Source organism: Micromonospora sp. CNZ299, assembly GCF_002754415.1.
In genome coordinates this window covers 2,123,771-2,140,317 of record NZ_PEFG01000001.1, presented here as the reverse complement: position 1 = coordinate 2,140,317, position 16,547 = coordinate 2,123,771, and the positions used below count along the sequence as shown (strand labels likewise).

15 protein-coding genes are annotated in these 16,547 nt (G+C 69.9%); 3 read left to right on the top strand and 12 right to left on the bottom strand.

What is annotated here, in order from left to right; genetic code table 11:
* The first annotated feature begins 295 nt into the window (after positions 1-295).
* A complete protein-coding gene (locus CLT68_RS33750; protein WP_486482131.1) occupies positions 296-589 on the top strand; it encodes a hypothetical protein in 294 nt (97 codons plus the stop codon).
* Positions 590-613: 24 nt separating this feature from the next.
* On the opposite strand, the gene CLT68_RS10340 is transcribed toward CLT68_RS33750, so the two are convergent.
* On the bottom strand, positions 614-1,687 hold the full coding sequence (locus CLT68_RS10340; RefSeq protein ID WP_088951450.1) for an adenosine deaminase: 1,074 nt from the start codon (positions 1,685-1,687) through the stop codon (positions 614-616).
* A gap of 106 nt (positions 1,688-1,793) precedes the next feature.
* On the opposite strand from CLT68_RS10340, the gene CLT68_RS10335 reads away from it, so the two are divergent.
* Positions 1,794-2,663 (top strand): putative RNA methyltransferase, encoded by an 870-nt coding sequence (locus tag CLT68_RS10335; protein WP_099850420.1) that lies wholly within the window; start codon positions 1,794-1,796, stop codon positions 2,661-2,663.
* Positions 2,664-2,665: 2 nt separating this feature from the next.
* On the opposite strand, the gene CLT68_RS10330 is transcribed toward CLT68_RS10335, so the two are convergent.
* The 3 genes from CLT68_RS10330 to CLT68_RS10320 form a co-directional block, all read right to left on the bottom strand.
* Positions 2,666-3,346 (bottom strand): DUF4272 domain-containing protein, encoded by a 681-nt coding sequence (locus tag CLT68_RS10330; protein ID WP_099850418.1) that lies wholly within the window; start codon positions 3,344-3,346, stop codon positions 2,666-2,668.
* A 109-nt stretch (positions 3,347-3,455) separates the two neighbouring features.
* Positions 3,456-4,736 carry a thymidine phosphorylase gene (locus CLT68_RS10325; RefSeq protein ID WP_088951448.1) on the bottom strand — a complete coding sequence of 427 codons (1,281 nt, stop codon included), beginning with the start codon at positions 4,734-4,736 and terminating at the stop codon, positions 3,456-3,458.
* A 147-nt stretch (positions 4,737-4,883) separates the two neighbouring features.
* The gene (locus tag CLT68_RS10320) at positions 4,884-5,588 is read right to left on the bottom strand and encodes a cytidine deaminase (RefSeq protein WP_088951447.1); all 705 of its coding nucleotides are present in this window, start codon (positions 5,586-5,588) and stop codon (positions 4,884-4,886) included.
* 247 nt (positions 5,589-5,835) lie between these two features.
* On the opposite strand from CLT68_RS10320, the gene CLT68_RS10315 reads away from it, so the two are divergent.
* Positions 5,836-6,330 carry a nitroreductase/quinone reductase family protein gene (locus tag CLT68_RS10315; protein WP_486482130.1) on the top strand — a complete coding sequence of 165 codons (495 nt, stop codon included), beginning with the start codon at positions 5,836-5,838 and terminating at the stop codon, positions 6,328-6,330.
* A gap of 54 nt (positions 6,331-6,384) precedes the next feature.
* On the opposite strand, the gene CLT68_RS10310 is transcribed toward CLT68_RS10315, so the two are convergent.
* From CLT68_RS10310 to CLT68_RS10275, 8 genes are all read right to left on the bottom strand, one after another.
* Positions 6,385-7,665, bottom strand: coding sequence for an ABC transporter permease (locus CLT68_RS10310; protein ID WP_099850414.1), 1,281 nt, complete (start codon positions 7,663-7,665; stop codon positions 6,385-6,387).
* A 3-nt stretch (positions 7,666-7,668) separates the two neighbouring features.
* Complete coding sequence (locus CLT68_RS10305; RefSeq protein ID WP_088951444.1) at positions 7,669-9,039, bottom strand: ABC transporter permease; 1,371 nt, start codon at positions 9,037-9,039, stop codon at positions 7,669-7,671.
* The gene (locus CLT68_RS10300) at positions 9,036-10,583 is read right to left on the bottom strand and encodes an ABC transporter ATP-binding protein (RefSeq protein ID WP_486482422.1); all 1,548 of its coding nucleotides are present in this window, start codon (positions 10,581-10,583) and stop codon (positions 9,036-9,038) included. Before CLT68_RS10300 ends, CLT68_RS10305 begins: the two co-directional genes overlap by 4 nt.
* 249 nt (positions 10,584-10,832) lie before the next feature.
* A complete protein-coding gene (locus tag CLT68_RS10295; protein ID WP_088951443.1) occupies positions 10,833-11,900 on the bottom strand; it encodes a BMP family lipoprotein in 1,068 nt (355 codons plus the stop codon).
* Positions 11,901-12,177: 277 nt separating this feature from the next.
* Positions 12,178-12,519, bottom strand: coding sequence for a hypothetical protein (locus CLT68_RS10290; protein ID WP_099857000.1), 342 nt, complete (start codon positions 12,517-12,519; stop codon positions 12,178-12,180).
* A 79-nt stretch (positions 12,520-12,598) separates the two neighbouring features.
* Positions 12,599-13,486 carry a sugar ABC transporter permease gene (locus tag CLT68_RS10285; protein ID WP_099850412.1) on the bottom strand — a complete coding sequence of 296 codons (888 nt, stop codon included), beginning with the start codon at positions 13,484-13,486 and terminating at the stop codon, positions 12,599-12,601.
* A complete protein-coding gene (locus tag CLT68_RS10280) occupies positions 13,483-15,126 on the bottom strand; it encodes an ABC transporter permease subunit (RefSeq protein ID WP_099850410.1) in 1,644 nt (547 codons plus the stop codon). Before CLT68_RS10280 ends, CLT68_RS10285 begins: the two co-directional genes overlap by 4 nt.
* Entirely contained in the window at positions 15,126-16,373 is a 1,248-nt protein-coding gene (locus CLT68_RS10275) for a sugar ABC transporter substrate-binding protein (RefSeq protein ID WP_099850408.1), read from the bottom strand. The genes CLT68_RS10280 and CLT68_RS10275 overlap by 1 nt, the downstream gene beginning before the upstream one ends.
* Between the last annotated feature and the right edge of the window lie 174 nt (positions 16,374-16,547).

Sequence of the window (16,547 nt, the reverse complement as noted above, 5' to 3'; positions counted from 1 at the left end):
CCGCGTTGTCCTGCTCGCCGGTCCTTCCGGCTCCGGAAAGTCGTACATAGCGCAGCAAACCGGTTTACCGGTGCTCTGTCTGGACGACTTCTACAAAGACGGCGATGACCCTACGTTGCCGCGACGAAACGGCCAGGTGGATTGGGAATCGCCGCAGTCCTGGGATGCCCCCACCGCTGTGGAAATCATTGCCCGACTTGCTCGGGAAGGCCGCGCCGATGTGCCGGTTTATGCGATCGGCGCAGACCGACGGGTGGCCACCCGGACATTTGATGTCGCCGGATCGCCACTTTTCGTGGCCGAAGGGATCTTCGCCGCCGAGATCGTCGAGGAATGCCGTCGCCGTGGGCTGCTCGCTGGGGCGTACGCGCTGCGCCGTCCGCGCGGGGCGACCTTCCTGCGCCGCCTCGCCCGGGACCTGTCCGAGCAGCGTAAGGCCCCCCGGGTGCTGGTCCGGCGCGGCGTGGCGCTGCTCCGGGCCGAGCCCGCGATCCTGCGTCGGCAGACCGGATTGGGTGCGGAGGCGGCCCGCGCCAGGGAGGTGCTGCGCCGGGTGGCCGGCCTGCTCGCCGGCCACCTGCACGGTTGATGGTCAGGTCAGCACGGTTGACCGTCAGGCCATCAGCTTGGCGTACGCCGGCTTGATCACCTCGTCGATGATCCGCAGTCGCTCGTCGAACGGGATGAAGGCGCTCTTCATCGCGTTGATGGTGAACCACTGCAGCTCTTTCCAGCCGTAGCCGAACGTCTCCACCAGCAGCGACATCTCCCGTGACATGGAGGTGCCGCTCATCAGCCGGTTGTCGGTGTTGACTGTGGCGCGGAAGCGCAGGTCGCGCAGCAGACCGATCGGGTGGTCCGCGATGGAGGCCACCGCGCCGGTCTGCACGTTCGACGAGGGGCACAGCTCCAGGGGGATCCGCTTGTCCCTGACGTACGCGGCCAGCCGGCCCAGCGTGCCGTCCGGGCCGATGTCGTCGACGATCCGCACCCCGTGGCCGAGCCGGTCCGCTCCGCACCACTGGATCGCCTGCCAGATCGACGGCAGACCGAACGCCTCACCGGCGTGGATGGTGAAGTGGAAGTTTTCCCGTTGCAGGTACTCGAAGGCGTCCAGGTGGCGGGTGGGCGGGAAGCCCGCCTCGGCGCCGGCGATGTCGAAGCCGACCACCCCGGCGTCCCGGTGGCGCACGGCCAGCTCGGCGATCTCCTGGGAGCGGGCGGCGTGCCGCATCGCCGTGAGCAGGGTGCCCACCCGGATGCTCAGGCCCGCCTCGACGGCCTGGGCGGTGCCCTCGGCGAACCCGGCCAGCACCGCCTCGACCACCTCGTCCAGGCTGAGATCCTGCTCCAGGTGCTGCTCGGGGGCGAAGCGCACCTCGGCGTAGACCACCCCGTCGGCGGCCAGGTCCAGCGCACATTCGCGGGCGACCCGCCGCAGCGCCGGCGCGGTCTGCATGACCGCGACGGTGTGCGCGAACGTTTCGAGGTAGCGCTCCAGGGAGCCGGAGTCGGCCGCGGCCGCGAACCAGCGTCCGAGCGCGTCGGGATCGGTGGCGGGCAACTCGTGGCCCACCTCCGCGGCCAGGTCGACGATCGTCGCCGGCCGCAGCCCGCCGTCGAGGTGGTCGTGCAGCAGGGCCTTCGGAACCTTGACGATGTCCTCGTACCGGATAGTTGCGACCATGCTCAGACCCTAGTCAGCGTCCCGGGCGGACCGGGACAGGGCCGCCCGGGTGTCACGGCCTCCGATCCGGTGCACGTCTAAACTGAGCGGATGGAGTGCGCCTGACGTGGACCCCCGCGTCCTCGACCGGCTGCGCTGCCCGGTCTGCGGCGAGCCTCTGGGGCAGGCCACCGACACGAGCGCGCTGCGCTGCCCACGCCGGCACAGCTTCGACATCGCGCGCCAGGGCTACGTCAACCTGCTCACCGGTCGTGCACCGCACGTCGGTGACACCCCCGAAATGGTCGCGGCCCGCGCGGACTTCCAGGCCGCCGGGCACTACGACGTCATCTCGGCCGCTCTCGCCGCCGCCGCGACGGAGGCCGTGGCCCGGCTCGAACCGCCGGCGCCCGGCGTCGGGGCGTACCCCCTGGTGGTGGATGCCGGCGCCGGCACCGGCCGGTACCTCGGCGCGGTGCTGGCGGCGCTTCCGGACGCCGTGGGTCTGGCCCTGGACGTGTCCAAGCCGGCGCTGCGCCGCGCGGCCCGCGCGCATCCCCGGGCCGCCGCGGCTCTCGCCGACACCTGGCAGCGGCTGCCCGTGGCGGACGCCTCGACGGCCGTGCTGCTGAACGTCTTCGCCCCGCGCAACGGCGCGGAGTTCCACCGGGTGCTCCACCCGGCCGGGACGCTGCTGGTGGTCACGCCCGACATCGACCATCTCGCCGAGTTGGTGGATGCCCTCGACCTGCTGCGGGTGGACCCGGACAAGGCGGACCGGGTGACCGGCAGCCTGGGCGGGCACTTCATTCCGGTCAGTTCGGCGGTGCACCGGGCGGAGCTGGCCCTGACCCGCCGGGAGGCCGCCAGCCTGGTCGGGATGGGCCCGAGCGCCTGGCACACCGACCCGGGTGCCCTCGCCGACCGGCTGGCCGCCCTGCCCGAGCCGGTCCGGGTGACCGTCGCGGTCCGGGTGGACGCGTACCGACCCCGCTGACCTCAGGTGGAGAGGTCGACCTCTTCCCAGCCGGGGGGCTCGTCGTGGTACGGCCCGCGCAGGATCACCGCCCACTCCAGGGCCCAGCGCCGCTGCCCGATCGCGTTCGCGTCGACCAGGCCCGGTGCCCTCCGACCGTCGCGCTCGGTCTCCAGGTACGCCCAGTCCAGGCAGTAGTGCAGGTCGAGCAGGGCGGCCGCGTCGGCCGGGTGCTGCGGCGCCGTGAGGATCCGGGAGCGCCAGTGCGGGAAGGTCTCCCCCTCGGCGATGTGCGGCAGCCGCTCGACCAGCCGCTCGTCCACCGCCAGGGTGGGGTCGAGCTGCTTGCTCAGCCCGAGCACCCAGGCCAGCGCGAACAGCGCGTCGTGGTGCAGCACGAAAGAACGGTGGTCACCCTTGCCGCCCATCACGAACTGCCATTCCGGCGGGGTGACCATCTCGACCAGGTGTGAGCCGAGCAGCCAGCTCATCGCCGCCTGCGGGGGCATCCCGAAGCAGCGGGCCAGGATCAGGTGCAGCACCGCGATCCGCGCCTCGATCTCCGCCGTGGGGCGCAGCTCGATCCGGTCGCCCGGCTCCCAGACGAGGGGAAACTGGGCCGGCGGCAACGGCAGGCCGAGCCGGGACAACTCGTCCAGACTCGCCTCGCGCACCTCACGTGGGTCCGGGGCAGCAACGGTCACGGCGGATCTTCCTGTCTGCTCGCGCCGGCGCAAGGCCGGTTGTCCCCCTTGGCCTGCGACAATAGCGCTCCCAGGTGACCGGCACCACGCCGCCCCGACCCGCGCTCGATCAGCCGATGCGCTCGATGACCAGCGGCGTCGTCGCGGGGGCGGTCGGCGCGATCCGTACCGCGTCGGCGGCCTCGGCCAACGCCGCCGGGATCCGCGTCGCGTCCTCGGCGCGCAACTCGTAGAGCGCGTCACCGGCCCGCACCGCGTCACCCGGCCGCTTGTGCAGGACCACACCGGCCGGCACGCTGACCGGGTCCTCCTTGCGGGCCCGGCCCGCGCCGAGCCGCCACGCCGCAACCCCCATGGCGTACGCGTCGACGGCCGCCACGTGCCCGTCCCGCTCGGCGCGGACGACCTCGACCTCGCGGGCCTCGGGCATCGGCGCGTCCGGGTCGCCGCCCTGCGCCCGGATCATCGCCCGCCAGGAGTCCATCGCCCGGCCGTCGCGCAACGCCGCCGCCGGGTCGGCGTCCGGCAGGCCCGCGGCGTCGAGCATCTCCCGGGCCAGGGCGAGGGTCAGCTCCACCACGTCGGCCGGGCCGCCACCGGCCAGCACCTCGACCGACTCGGTCACCTCGACGGCGTTGCCGATCGCCAGTCCGAGCGGTGTGGACATGTCGGTGAGCAGGGCGACCGTCCGGACGCCGTGCGCACCGCCCAACTCGACCATGGTGCGCGCCAGCTCGCGGGCCTGGTCGACGGACTTCATGAAAGCGCCCGAGCCGACCTTGACGTCGAGGACCAGCGCGCCGGTGCCCTCGGCGATCTTCTTGCTCATGATCGAGCTGGCGATCAGCGGGATGGCCTCCACGGTGCCGGTCACGTCGCGCAGCGCGTACAGCTTGCGGTCCGCGGGAGCGAGCCCGGTGCCGGCCGCGCAGATGACCGCGCCGACCTCGTCCAACTGGGTGATGAACTCGTCGTTGCTCACAGTGGCCCGCCAGCCCGGGATGGACTCCAGCTTGTCCAGCGTGCCGCCGGTGTGCCCGAGACCTCGGCCGCTCAACTGCGGTACGGCAGCGCCGCACGCCGCCACCAGCGGGGTGAGCGGCAGAGTGATCTTGTCGCCGACGCCGCCGGTGGAGTGCTTGTCGACAGTCGGTCGGCGTACCGCCGAGAGGTCCAGCCGCTCACCGCTGGCGATCATCGCGGCGGTCCACCGGGCGATCTCCGGCCCGGTCATGCCGTTGAGCAGGATCGCCATCGCCAGCGCGGACATCTGCTCGTCGGCGACAACCCCCCGGGTGTACGCGTCGACCACCCAGTCGATCTGCGCGTCCGACAGCACCCCGCCATCCCGCTTGACCCGAATGACGTCAACAGCAGCAAAAGCACTCATCAAGAAAAATCTTTCCTAGTCGAATGGTGAAACCGACCCGCGGACCGCACGCACCGAGGGATTGGGCCGACCGTGCCCGGCGGAGGGATCAAGCCTGACCGCCCGGAGCCGGGCACGGTGGGCCCCGGCCCTAAGCGCAACCAGAAATCAAGACCAGCGAACCGGAATCTCCGCAGGCGGCTCACCCTCACCAGCCCAGAAGATCGTCCCGGTGGCGTCCACCACCACCACCCGGGGCGTCCGGGCCAGGCCCCAGGTGATCGCCTCGGCCGGGTCGTCCCAGCTCGGCGCCTCCTCCAGCACCCCGGTCTCGGCGCCCGCGTCGTCGCCAGCCGACCGCTCCCAGTACGCCGTCCAGACCTGCTGGCCGGCGGACATGTCCGGGTGCACGAAGACGGTGCCGCGCCCGCGCCAGGCGGCCAGTCGCTCCGGGACCACCGGCACCGGCGTCTCCCCGGTGACGGCCTCCAGGTCCTCCACACCGAAGGCGTGTGGCAGCAGCTCGGCCATCCGCAGCGGGCGGGTCCTGCTCTCGATCAGGCACTCCGGCCCGCCGTGCTCCCAGAGCAGTTGCCGACAGCGCCCGCACGGCATCAGCGGCTCACCGGTGGCGTCGACGCAGGAGAGCGCGACGAGTCGCCCGCCGCCGGTGGCGTGCAGGCTGGAGACCACGCCGCACTCGGCGCAGAGCGTCACCCCGTACGCGGCGTTCTCCACGTTGCAACCGACCACGATGCGGCCGTCGTCGACCAGCGCGGCCGCGCCGACCGGGAACGTCGAGTACGGCGCGTACGCGTGCCGCATCGCCTCGATGGCGGCAGCGCGCAACCGTGCCCAGTCAATGTCGGTCATGCCGCCATTCTGCCCAAGCGGCCCAGGTCAGAAGCGGGCAGGGCCGGGTCTACGGGCAGGCGCAGCCGTGCCGGGCATGAGTCCGACTCATCGGCCGTGCCACCAGCAGTGGTCAACCCTCACCAGAGTCGGAGGCGTTGCCGAGGATGACGGCTCGGGGTGAAAGGGACGTTCGGCCCTGCATCTCCCGCTCGGGGCAGCCAACCCTGAAGCCGAGGACGGACACGTGCGACCGAGAGGACCTGTGATGGCGAAGTTGGGAAGCTGGCCGTTGTCCGCGGAGACTCTTCGTCGGATGTACGCGGGGGGCCGCGGTAATGCTGCGGCCCGCCGGTTCGCCCGGCTGTGGGCGGCCGTGTACGCCGCCGGCCTGCACCCGAGGCGGTGGGTGACACTGGAGGTCGTGGGACGCCGCACCGGCCAGATCACCCGGTTTCCGCTGGGAATGGCCGACTGGCAGGGCGACTGGTATCTGGTGCCGATGCTGGGCGAGAACTGCAACTGGGTCCGGAACGTGCGTGCGGCTGACGGCCTGGTGACCCTTCGGCACGGGCGCGCCCGGGTCTGCCGCCTGGTCGAGGTGCCGGTCGACGAGCGTGCGCCGATTCTCAAGCGGTATCTGGCGACGGTCCCCGGAGCCCGGCCGCACCTTCCCGTCGACCGGCATGCGCCCCTGTCCGAGTTCGCGGCAATCGCGGCACGGTACCCCGCGTTCAGTGTCGAGACGGCACCCGTGAGATGACTGGCGCGGACCTCGCTGTGCCCGACGGGAGTCCCGCCGGGCACAGCTCGGGTGTCAGCCCTTGATGTACGGCTTGCCGTCGGCGGCCGGTGCGCGGACCCGGCCGACCAGCCCGGCGACCGCCAGGATGGTGGCCAGGTAGGGCAGCATGGCCAGGAACTGACTGGGGATCGAGCTGCTGATCGCGCCCAGGTAGGTGGCGAGCTGGTCGGCGAAACCGAAGAAGAGCGCGGCGAGCAGCGCACCGGTCGGGTTCCATCGGCCGAAGATCAGCGCGGCCAGTGCGATGAAGCCCTTGCCGCCGATCATGTTCTTGGTGAACGAGTAGAGCGCCAGCGTGTAGGACGCGCCGCCGATGCCGGCGACGACGCCGGCCAGCAGCACGTTGCGGTAGCGGACCCGCAGCACCTTGACGCCGAGCGTGTCGGCGGCGATGGGGTGCTCACCGACCGAGCGGGTACGCAGACCCCACCGGGTGCGGAAGAGCCCGATGTGGATCACGAGCACCAGCAGCAGCCCGAGGTAGAGGAAGATGTTGCCGCGGAACAGCGCCGGCCCGAGCACCGGGATGTCCTTGAGCAGCGGGATCTCCCAGTTGCTGAAGCGGGGCGCGCTGTTGTATTTCGCCGCGTCGGTCTGCATCAGCCGCTCGTAGAGGAAGCCGGTGACGCCGACCGCCAGCAGGTTCAGCACGATGCCCATGACGACCTGGTCGACCAGGTAGCGGATGGCGAAGACGGCCAGCAGCAGCGAGATGAACGCGCCGCCGAGGGCTGCGGCGACCAGACCCACCCAGACGCTGCCGGAGATGCTGCCGAAGAGCGCGCCGCTGAAGGCACCCATCAGCAGCTGGCCCTCGATGGCCACGTTGACCACACCGGAGCGTTCGCAGAGCACCCCGGCGAGCGCGCCGAAGATCAGCGGCAGGGCCAGGATGAACGTGCCGCGGATGATGTTGACCAGGGGCATGAAGTTCTGCCCGGCTGGCGCGGCGGAGACCTGCCAGCAGAGGAACGAGAGCACGAAGCCCACCAGCCCGATGCCGAGCACGGTGATGAACCACCGCTTCGGCACCCCGGCGAGCAGCGCCGCGCCGGCGGCGATCGCGATGATCCCGAACAGGATCGCCCCGATCGTGCCGTTGATCTTCAGCGCGGCACCGGCCGCGTCGTCGCTGAGCGTGAACCGGGCCTGCTGGTTGGTGGCGAGCGCGCCGAAGAGCACCGCGGCCAGCAGGCCGAGCCCCAGCAGCGTGAGGCCGACCTTGCGGCTACGGGTCCAGAAGCCCTCGTCGACCGGGGCGACCGCGATGTCGGGGACAGCCATGGTGGACATGAGTTACCAGCCCTTCGCCAGGCTCGTCTGCAACCGGGCGGCGCGCGCGGCCCGGAGCTGGAAGATCGCCTTCACCAGGGCCGGCGCGGCGATGAAGATGACGATCAGCGCCTGGAGCACGGTCACCAGCTCCAGCGAGATCCCGGAGTACGACTGCATCCGGTTGCCGCCGGCCTGCAACGCCCCGAACAGCAACGCGGCCAGCAGCACTCCCCAGGGCTTCACCCGCCCGAGCAGCGCGACCAGGATGCCGTCGAAGCCGATCTGCGCGACCACCAGCGGGGTCAACGCGCTGGCGGTCGAGCCCAGCACCATGTTCGAGCCACCGAGGCCCGCCAGGATGCCGGCGAAAACCATGATCAGGATGTACGTCCGCGTGACGCTGATGCCGGCGGTACGGGCGGCGTCCGGGTTGGCGCCGACCGCCCGCAGCTCGAAGCCGAGCGTCGAACGGTTGAGCAGCCAGGCGACCGCCCAGGTGGCCAGCACGGCGAGCAGGATGCCGGCGTGCACCCGCAGGTTGTCGCCGAGCAGTCGGGGCAGTTGGGCGGAGGTGTCCACCGCCTTGCTGATCGCGTCGGTGCGGTTCGGGTCCTGCACACCGTTCTGCACGATCAACCAGGTGAGGAAGTACGTGGCGACGTAGTTGAGCATGATCGTGTTGATCACCTCGTGCGCGCCGGCCCGGGCCTTGAGGATGCCGGGGATGAAACCCCAGATCGCTCCGCCCAGCGCGCCGGCGAGCACCGCCACCAGCAGGTGCAGGCCGGGCGGCAGGGGCAGCAGGAAGCCGGCCAGGGCCGCCATGATCACGCCGATGGTGGCCTGACCCTGGGCGCCGATGTTGAACAGGCCGCCGCGGAAGGCCAGCGCCACCGACAGACCGGTGAAGACCAGCGGCGCGGCGTAGGTGAGCGTCTCGGAGATCGGCGCGAGAACGGCCTGCCAGCTACCGGTGCCGTTCACCCAGCCGGAGAACGCCTCGGGGTCGAAGACCGAGCCCTTGAACAGGTTCGCGTACGCCTCGCTGACCAGCGTCCAGCTGGAGTTGATCGCGTCGGACGGGCGGGAGGTGATGTACGAGTACGTGGACAGCACCGCCGGATCAGAAACGATCATCAGCACCGCGCCGACCACGATCGCCAGCACCAGCGACAGCAGGGTCACCGTGAAGGTGTTGGCCGCCCAGAGGTTGTCCATGAACAACCGGCCCAGACTCGGCTTCTGCTCCGGCTCCGGCTTGGACGCCGGGCCGCCCGGCTCGGTCGCCACCTCGGCCCGTTCGGTGTTGCCGAGCGCGTTCTGCGCGGCCTGCGCCTCGCTCGCCGGCTCCTTGTCCGGCGAGCCGGACTGCGGGGTTGGGGGGTTGGTCATGCCTCGTCCTCGCTCGCGGAACCCGGGCCGCTCGCCGGGCTCCCGTCGGTGGCCGGCCCGTCGCTGGGCACGGCGTCCGTGTTGCGCTCGTGTGCCGCGTCCGGGCTGATGCCGGCCATCAGCAGGCCGATCTCCTCACGCGGGGTGTCCGGGCCGACGATGCCGATGATGCGACCGCGGTACATGACCGCGATCCGGTCGGCCAGCCCGATCACCTCGTCGAGCTCGCTGGAGACCACCATGACGGCGGTGCCGACGTCCCGCTCGCGGATGATCTGGCTGTGGATGAACTCGATCGACCCGACGTCGACGCCACGGGTCGGCTGGGCCGCGATGAAGAGCTTCAGTGGCCGGGACAGCTCCCGGGCGACGATCACCTTCTGCTGGTTGCCGCCGGAGAGGGTGCCCACCGACGCGTCGGCCGATGACGTGCGGACGTCGAACTGCTCGATCCGCTCCTTCGCCGACGCCGCTATCGCGTCCGGCTTGAGCGCGAGCCCGGCAGCGAACGGCGGCCGGTCGTAGATGTCCAGCACCAGGTTCTCCGCGACGCTGAACTCCTTGACCAGGCCGTCCACGCTGCGGTCCTCGGGCACGTAGCCGACGCCCGCGCGGAGCACCTTCTTGGGCTTCCAGCCGTCGATCCGGTCGCCGACCAGGCTGACCGTGCCGGCGAGCACCGGCCGCAGGCCCATGATCGCCTCGATCAGCTCGGTCTGACCGTTGCCCTGTACGCCCGCCACGCCGAGCACCTCGCCCGCGCGCACGGTCAGGTCAACCCCGTCCACCGCGCGGATCTGCCGGTCGTCGTCGACGACCAGCCCGGTCACCTCCAGCACCGGCTCACCGGGAGTGGCCGGGCCCTTGTCCACGGTGAGTCGGACGTTGCGCCCGACCATCATCGCGGCCAGCTCGTCCCGACTGGCGTCCGGCGAGGCGGTGCCCACGGTCTTGCCGCGTCGGATCACCGTGATCCGGTCGGCGATGGCCTTGACCTCGCCCAGTTTGTGGGTGATGAAGACGATCGACTTGCCGGCCGCCTTGAGCGACCGCATGACCGTCAGCAGTTCCTCGGTCTCCTGCGGGGTGAGCACGGCGGTCGGCTCGTCCAGGATGAGCAGGTCGACGTCGCGCGTGAGCGCCTTGACGATCTCGACTCGCTGCTGGATGCCGACCGGCAGGTCCTCGACCACCGCGTCCGGGTCGACCCGCAGGTTGTAGCGCTCGGACACCTCGGTGACCTCGCGCCGGGCACGTCGGCGGTCCAGGAAACCGGCGATGCCGCCCCGGACCTGTTCGGCGCCGAGCATGATGTTTTCGGCGACGGTGAAGACCGGCACCAGCATGAAGTGCTGGTGCACCATGCCGATCCCGGCACCGATCGCGTCGGACGGGCCCTTCAGCTTCAACGGCTTGCCGTCGACCAGGATCTCGCCCTCGTCGGGCTGGTAGAGCCCGTAGAGCACGTTCATCAGGGTCGACTTGCCCGCGCCGTTCTCGCCGAGCAGGGCATGAATCTCTCCAGGCTCCACCGTCAGGTCGATGTGGTCGTTGGCGACCAGATCACCGAACCGCTTGGTGATGCCGCGCAGTTCGAGTCTCAGCGCAACCTCCTGGAGTGCGAGCGATGGTGCAGCCTAGCTGCCGTCAACCTGGCCGGAGCGGCCCGGTTGACGTGGTGCGCGATCGGCCGCTCCGACCCCACGGTCACCCGCAGGGCCGAAGCGGCCGATCGGTCGTACCTGTCCCCCGCCTACCTCCCCGATGATCTCACCGGAGGAGCCGGGCGGTTGTCACTTGGTCGGCTGGGCCTTCGAGGTGACGGTGATGGTGCCGGCGGCGATGTCCGCCTTGATCTTGTCGACCTCGGCCTTCAGCTCGGCCGGAACCTTGCTGTCGAAGTCGTGGTACGGGGCGATCGAGACGCCGGTGTTGGCCAGGGTGCCCACGAAGCCCGGGTTGGCCTGCAGCTTCTCGCCACCGGCGGCCTTGAGCACGGCCTCCTTGACGGCCTCCGGGATGTTCTTGACCACCGTGGTGATGATGGCCGAGCAGTCCGGGGTGCTCTCGCAGCCGTCGACGTCCACCCAGATGGTGCTGTACTTGCCACCCGAGGCCTTGGCCGCGGCGGTGGTGCCGAGGCCTGCGCCACCGGCGACCGGCATGATGATGTCCGCACCCTGGGCGACCAGCGCGTCGGAGACCTTCTTGCCCTCGTCCTGCTTGGCGAAGTCGTTGGTGAAGGAGCCCTTCTGGGTCTCCTTGTTCCAACCCAGCGCCTGGACGTTCTTGCCCTTGGTCTTGTTGTAGTACGCCACGCCGTCGACGAAGCCATCCATGAAGATGGTCACCGGCGGGATCGGCAGGCCGCCGTACGCGCCCACCTTGCCGGACTTGCTCATCCCGGCGGCCAGGTAACCGGCCTGGAACGCGGCCTGCGCGGTGTCGAACTGCATCGGGTAGACGTTGGCGTCACCCGGGTTGGCGTCGACGATGCCGAACGCCTGGTTCGGGTTGGCCTTGGCGATCTTCGAGGTGGCGTTGGCCATCAGACCACCGACCGCCAGGATGAAGTCGCACTTCTGGTTGACGTACTGCGTCAGGTTCGGCTCGTAGTCGGCCTCGGCCTTCGACGCCACGAACTTGGTCTCGATGTTGCTGTTGGCGGCCTTGGCCTCCTCGAGACCCTTCCAGGCCGAGGTGTTGAACGACTTGTCGTCGATGCCACCGACGTCGGTCACCATGCAGGCGCTGAACTTCTTGCCGCCACTGCCGGCGTTGTTGTCATCATCGGGGGCCTCGCCACAAGCGGCGGCGGTGAGCACGAGCCCACCTGCCGCGACGATCGAGGCGATCCGCATCCCACGCACCGAGCGCAAGACGTCTCCTTCCCATTGCACACCGCGCCTAGTGCGGTGGCAGCCCATCAGCCGACCTGCGGTGTGCCGCCGGCTGTCCCACGTTACGGACGGGAGCGTACGCCCGCGCCCACCCACCGGCCGACAATCGTGCACGACTGTTGAGCGCCTGTTACCCGGGTGTAACCCTTGCGTGGGGCACGTCACTCTTCGTGCTGGTAAGCAAGCGACGTGCCGTCCGAAACGTCCGTTTTCCCGGGGGCGGCCCCCTCCCCGGACGTTACCGCCAAAAGACCGCGACCGCCGCGTTGACCAGGGTCAGGCCGACGATCGCCAGGAAATGACCCCGGTTCACCGCGTCCCGCTTCCGGGAGAAGAAGACCATGACAAAGATCAGCAGCGCGATCACCAACTTTGTCACAAGCTTCGCGGGCGCCGGCTCGTCCCCGTCGCGTAGCGGGGCGGACAGGCCGAGCCCGGTCAACAACTGGATCACCGCCCCCCAGAGCATGGCCGGGTTGATCCGCAGCCTTCCGCTGATGTATTGGGCGATCGATCCGCCGAGCAGCAGGGCGAAGCCGATCAGATGGACGTAGAGGAGGATTAGTCGCAGCGCTTCCACGCCGCCCATCCTCTCTTATCAACGACGGTTTGTAGTAGGGGGTCTGGCGGTCGGCGCGTCGACTCCGGCCGCGGCACGGTCAGCCCTTGACCGCGCCGGCGGTCAGGCCGGAGACGATGTAGCGCTGGAGAAGCTGGAAGACCAGCACGGTGGGGATGGCGGTGAGCAGGGTGCCGGCCGCGAAGATCCCGAAGTTGTTGTTGCTCTGGTTGCCCTGCACCAGGCCGTACATCCCGACTGCGAGGGTCTTGGAGTCGCTGCTGGTGAGGAACACGTTGGCCATCAGAAACTCGTTGATGGTGCCGATGAAGGCCAACAGCCCGGCCACCGCCAGGATCGGCGCCACCAGCGGCAGCATGATCCGGAAGAAGACCTGGGCGTGCGACGCGCCGTCCATGGTCGCCGACTCGTCCAGCTCGCGCGGCAGCGTGTCGAAGAAGCCCTTCATCAGCCAGGTGTTCACCCCGAGCGCCCCACCCAGGTAGAGCAGCAGCAGGCCCCACGGGGTGTTGAAGCCGATCGACGGCCACAGGTCGGTGATCGTGCCGAAGATCAGGTAGATCGCCACGATCGCCAGGAACTGCGGGAACATCTGGATCAGCAGTAGTGAGAGCAGCCCGACCCGGCGGCCGCGGAACCGCATCCGCGAGAAGGCGTACGCGGCCAGCGCGGACAGGAACACCGACGCGAACGACGCCACCCCGGCGATCAGCAACGAGTTGAGGAACCACCGTCCGAAGGCGGTGCGATCGAACAGCCCGCCGAAGTTGTCCAGCGACACCCCGCCGGTGGGCACCAGCTCGGTGGTGGACAGCGTGCCGAGCGGGTTGAGCGCGGCGGACAGCACGAACAGGATCGGGAACAGGCTGAACAGCACGGCGAGCACGGCGACGACGTGCCGCCAGCCGACCTCGGCCAACCAGCGGCCACGCCGCCGACCGGTTCGGATGTGGTTGACCGTTGTCACCCGTACACCTCCTCCTGCTTGCGGGTCCGGCGGAAGCTGATCGCGGAGACCACCGCGACGATGGCGAAGATGAACAGCGAGATCGCGGCGGCGAAGCCGAACTGCGCGCCCTGCCCGCCGAAGGCGAGCCGGTAGGTGTACGTGATCAGCAGGTCGGTCGCGCCGTTGGCAGGGTTGTCGGCCGGGAAGGGCGCACCCTCGGTGGTCAGGTAGATCGCGTTGAAGTTGTTGAAGTTGAACGCGAACGACGAGATCAGCAGCGGCGACAGCGCGACCAGGAGCAGCGGCAGGGTGACCGCGCGGAAGGACTGCCAGGGCGACGCCCCGTCGACCGAGGTGGCCTCGGTGAGCTCACGCGGGATGGCCTGCAAGGCACCGGTGGCGACCAGGAACATGTACGGGTAGCCGAGCCAGAGCTGCACGAGGATGACGGCGAAGCGGGCAGTCCACTCCTGACCGAACCAGTCAACGTCCAGGCCGAACAGACTGTTGATCAGGCCGAAGTCGGCGTTGAACATGTCCCGCCAGGCGAGCAGCATCGCGAACGACGGCATGGCGTACGGCAGGACCAGCAGCACCCGGTAGAAGTTGGTGCCGCGCATCCGGGGCGAGTGCAGGACGAGCGCGATCAGCGTGCCGAGCAGGAACGTCCCACCGGTGGAGCCGATGGCGAAGGCGAAGTTCCAGACCAGGGTGCCGAGGAACGGCCCGGAGATGTTCTCGTCGGTGAGCACCCGGGTGAAGTTGTTCAGCCCGACGTTGACCTTCCAGCCCTGGGCCAGCCGCTCGCCGTCGGCGGCGACGAAGGCGCCCGCCTCCTCGTCGGCGGTCCAGGTCCGCCCGGTCTCGGTGTCCCGTACGCAGTCGCAGCCAGCCTCGTACGCCCGCACCGCCTTGCCCTCGTACGCCCGGGACAGGCCGCTGGAGCGCACCGCGCCACCGGCGGTCGGGACCACCAGGTCGGTGATCTCCTTGCTGCGGGCGCTGGCCTGGCCGAAGGTCAGCACTGTGTAGCCGTCGGCGGCGGTGACCTTGCCGCCCGTGGCGACCGTGACGTCGGCGGCGTCGAGTTGGCGGAGCCCTCCGGTGTCGCCGACGGAGACCGCGCCGGTGCCGGGGTCGGTGACCAGGAAGACCAGCGGACCGGTGGCCGGGTCGCCCTTGGTGGCGATCGACAGGGCGTATTCGGCGGACCCCGGCACCTGGGTGACCGACGAGGTCTGGATCGCGACGACCGCGTCGTCCTTGCTGCCCCGGTGCCCGTCCCCGAAGTTCGTGAAGGCGGTGCTGGCGGTGTAGAGCACCGGGAAGACCTGGAAGGCGATCAGGAACAGGGTGCCCGGGACCAGGTACTTGGCCGGGACGTGCCGGCGGGTGAGGTACAGGTAGAACAGCCCGACCGTGGACGCCGCCAGCAGGGCGAGGCCGGTCCACATCTCGGCGGCGATGAGCGGGAAGGCCGCCCAGACCGCGATGCCGGCGGTCAGACCGAGAAGGAGCACCTTGCCGGCGAGCCCGGCCACTGTGATCGGGGCGTCGTCGCGCGAGCGCGAGGCACGTGGGCGCGGGGGTGGGGAGCCGGCGGGCTCCCGGCCCGGAGTCCGCGTGGCGGACTCCGGGCCGGACAGCGGCGTACTCATTACTTGATCTGGCCGGAAATGGTCTTGCCGGCGGTGGTGATGGTGCTGGTCGGGTCGGCCCCGCCGATGACGGCGGCCTGAGCCTTGCCGAACGGGTCCCAGATCGCGGCCATCGCCGGGATGGCCGGGAGGACCTGACCGTTCTTACCGGCCTCCTGGAACTTGGCCAGATCCGGGTCGTTGCCCTTGACCTGGTCGAGGGCGGCGGTCAGCGCCGGCGGCCGGGGCTCGGCGTTGTAGAGCGCGACGGCCAGCTCGGGCGTGGTGGTGTAGTTGGCCACGAACTCCTGGGCCAGCGCCTTGTTCTTGCCCTTGGCGGCGACGTAGAACGCCTGCACACCCACGAACGGCTGGGCCTCCTTGCCGCCGGCGAAGCCGGGGATGGCCGAGATGTCGTAGGAAATGTTGGCCTTCTTGACGTCGGCCACCGCCCACGGGCCGGAGACCAGGTACGCGCACTTCTTGCCGGTGAACGTGGCGATCGAGTTGGTGTCCGAGATGGAGCGCTTGAGCACACCCTCGCCCTTCTCGCCCAGCGCGCCGATCTTCTTGAAGGCCTCGATTGACTCGGGCTTGCCCACGCCCAGGTCCTTCGGGTCGTAGTCCCCGTTGGCTGCGGTGCCGAAGAGGTAACCGCCGGCGGAGCTGTAGAGCGGGTAGATGTGGTACGCGTCGCCGTTCTGGCCGACCTGGAGGCAGAGCGTCTCGGTGGCCTTCTTCGCCGCCTTGAGCTTCTTGCCGGAGGCGACCAGGTCCTCGATGGTCTTCGGCGCCTCGGGGGCCAGCTCGGTGTTGCGGATCAGCGCCAGGTTCTCCTGCGCGTACGGCACGCCGTAGAGCTGCCCGTTGAAGGTGACGGCCTTGACGGCGGTCTCGTTGAACGCGCTCTTCTGCTCGGCGGCGAGCTGCACGGGGTCGATGGCGCCGTTCTGCACGAGGTTGCCGATCCAGTCGTGCGCGCCAACCACCACGTCCGGGCCACTGCCCTGCTGGGAGGCGGTGACGAAGTTGGTCTGCAGGTCCTTGCTGACGGCCTGGACCTCGACGGTGACGCCGTTCTCCTGACCGAACTTCTCGGCGAACGGCTTGAGGGCGGCGGTGCGCTTGTCGTCCGCCCAGATCACCAGTTTGCCGCCGGCGGCCTTGGGGGTTTCCTTCGCGGCCGGCTCGTCGCTGTCGCCGCCACAGCCGGAGGCGGCGAGCGCCAGGGCGAAGAGGGCGACCACACCCGCGGTACGGATGCGCATCGGTACTCCTGTCGTCATGGCGGGTCCGCCGGGGGAAGGGCGGCCCGCCAGTGGGAACCTCTGGAAGTTCTTGCCATCCGGCGCAGGGATGCTGCGCCGCTGCTCTCGCATGTTGCGGGCACGTTAGCAAGAGGTTGCAAGTAATGGAAGCGCTTGCAAAGGACCCCGCAAGAA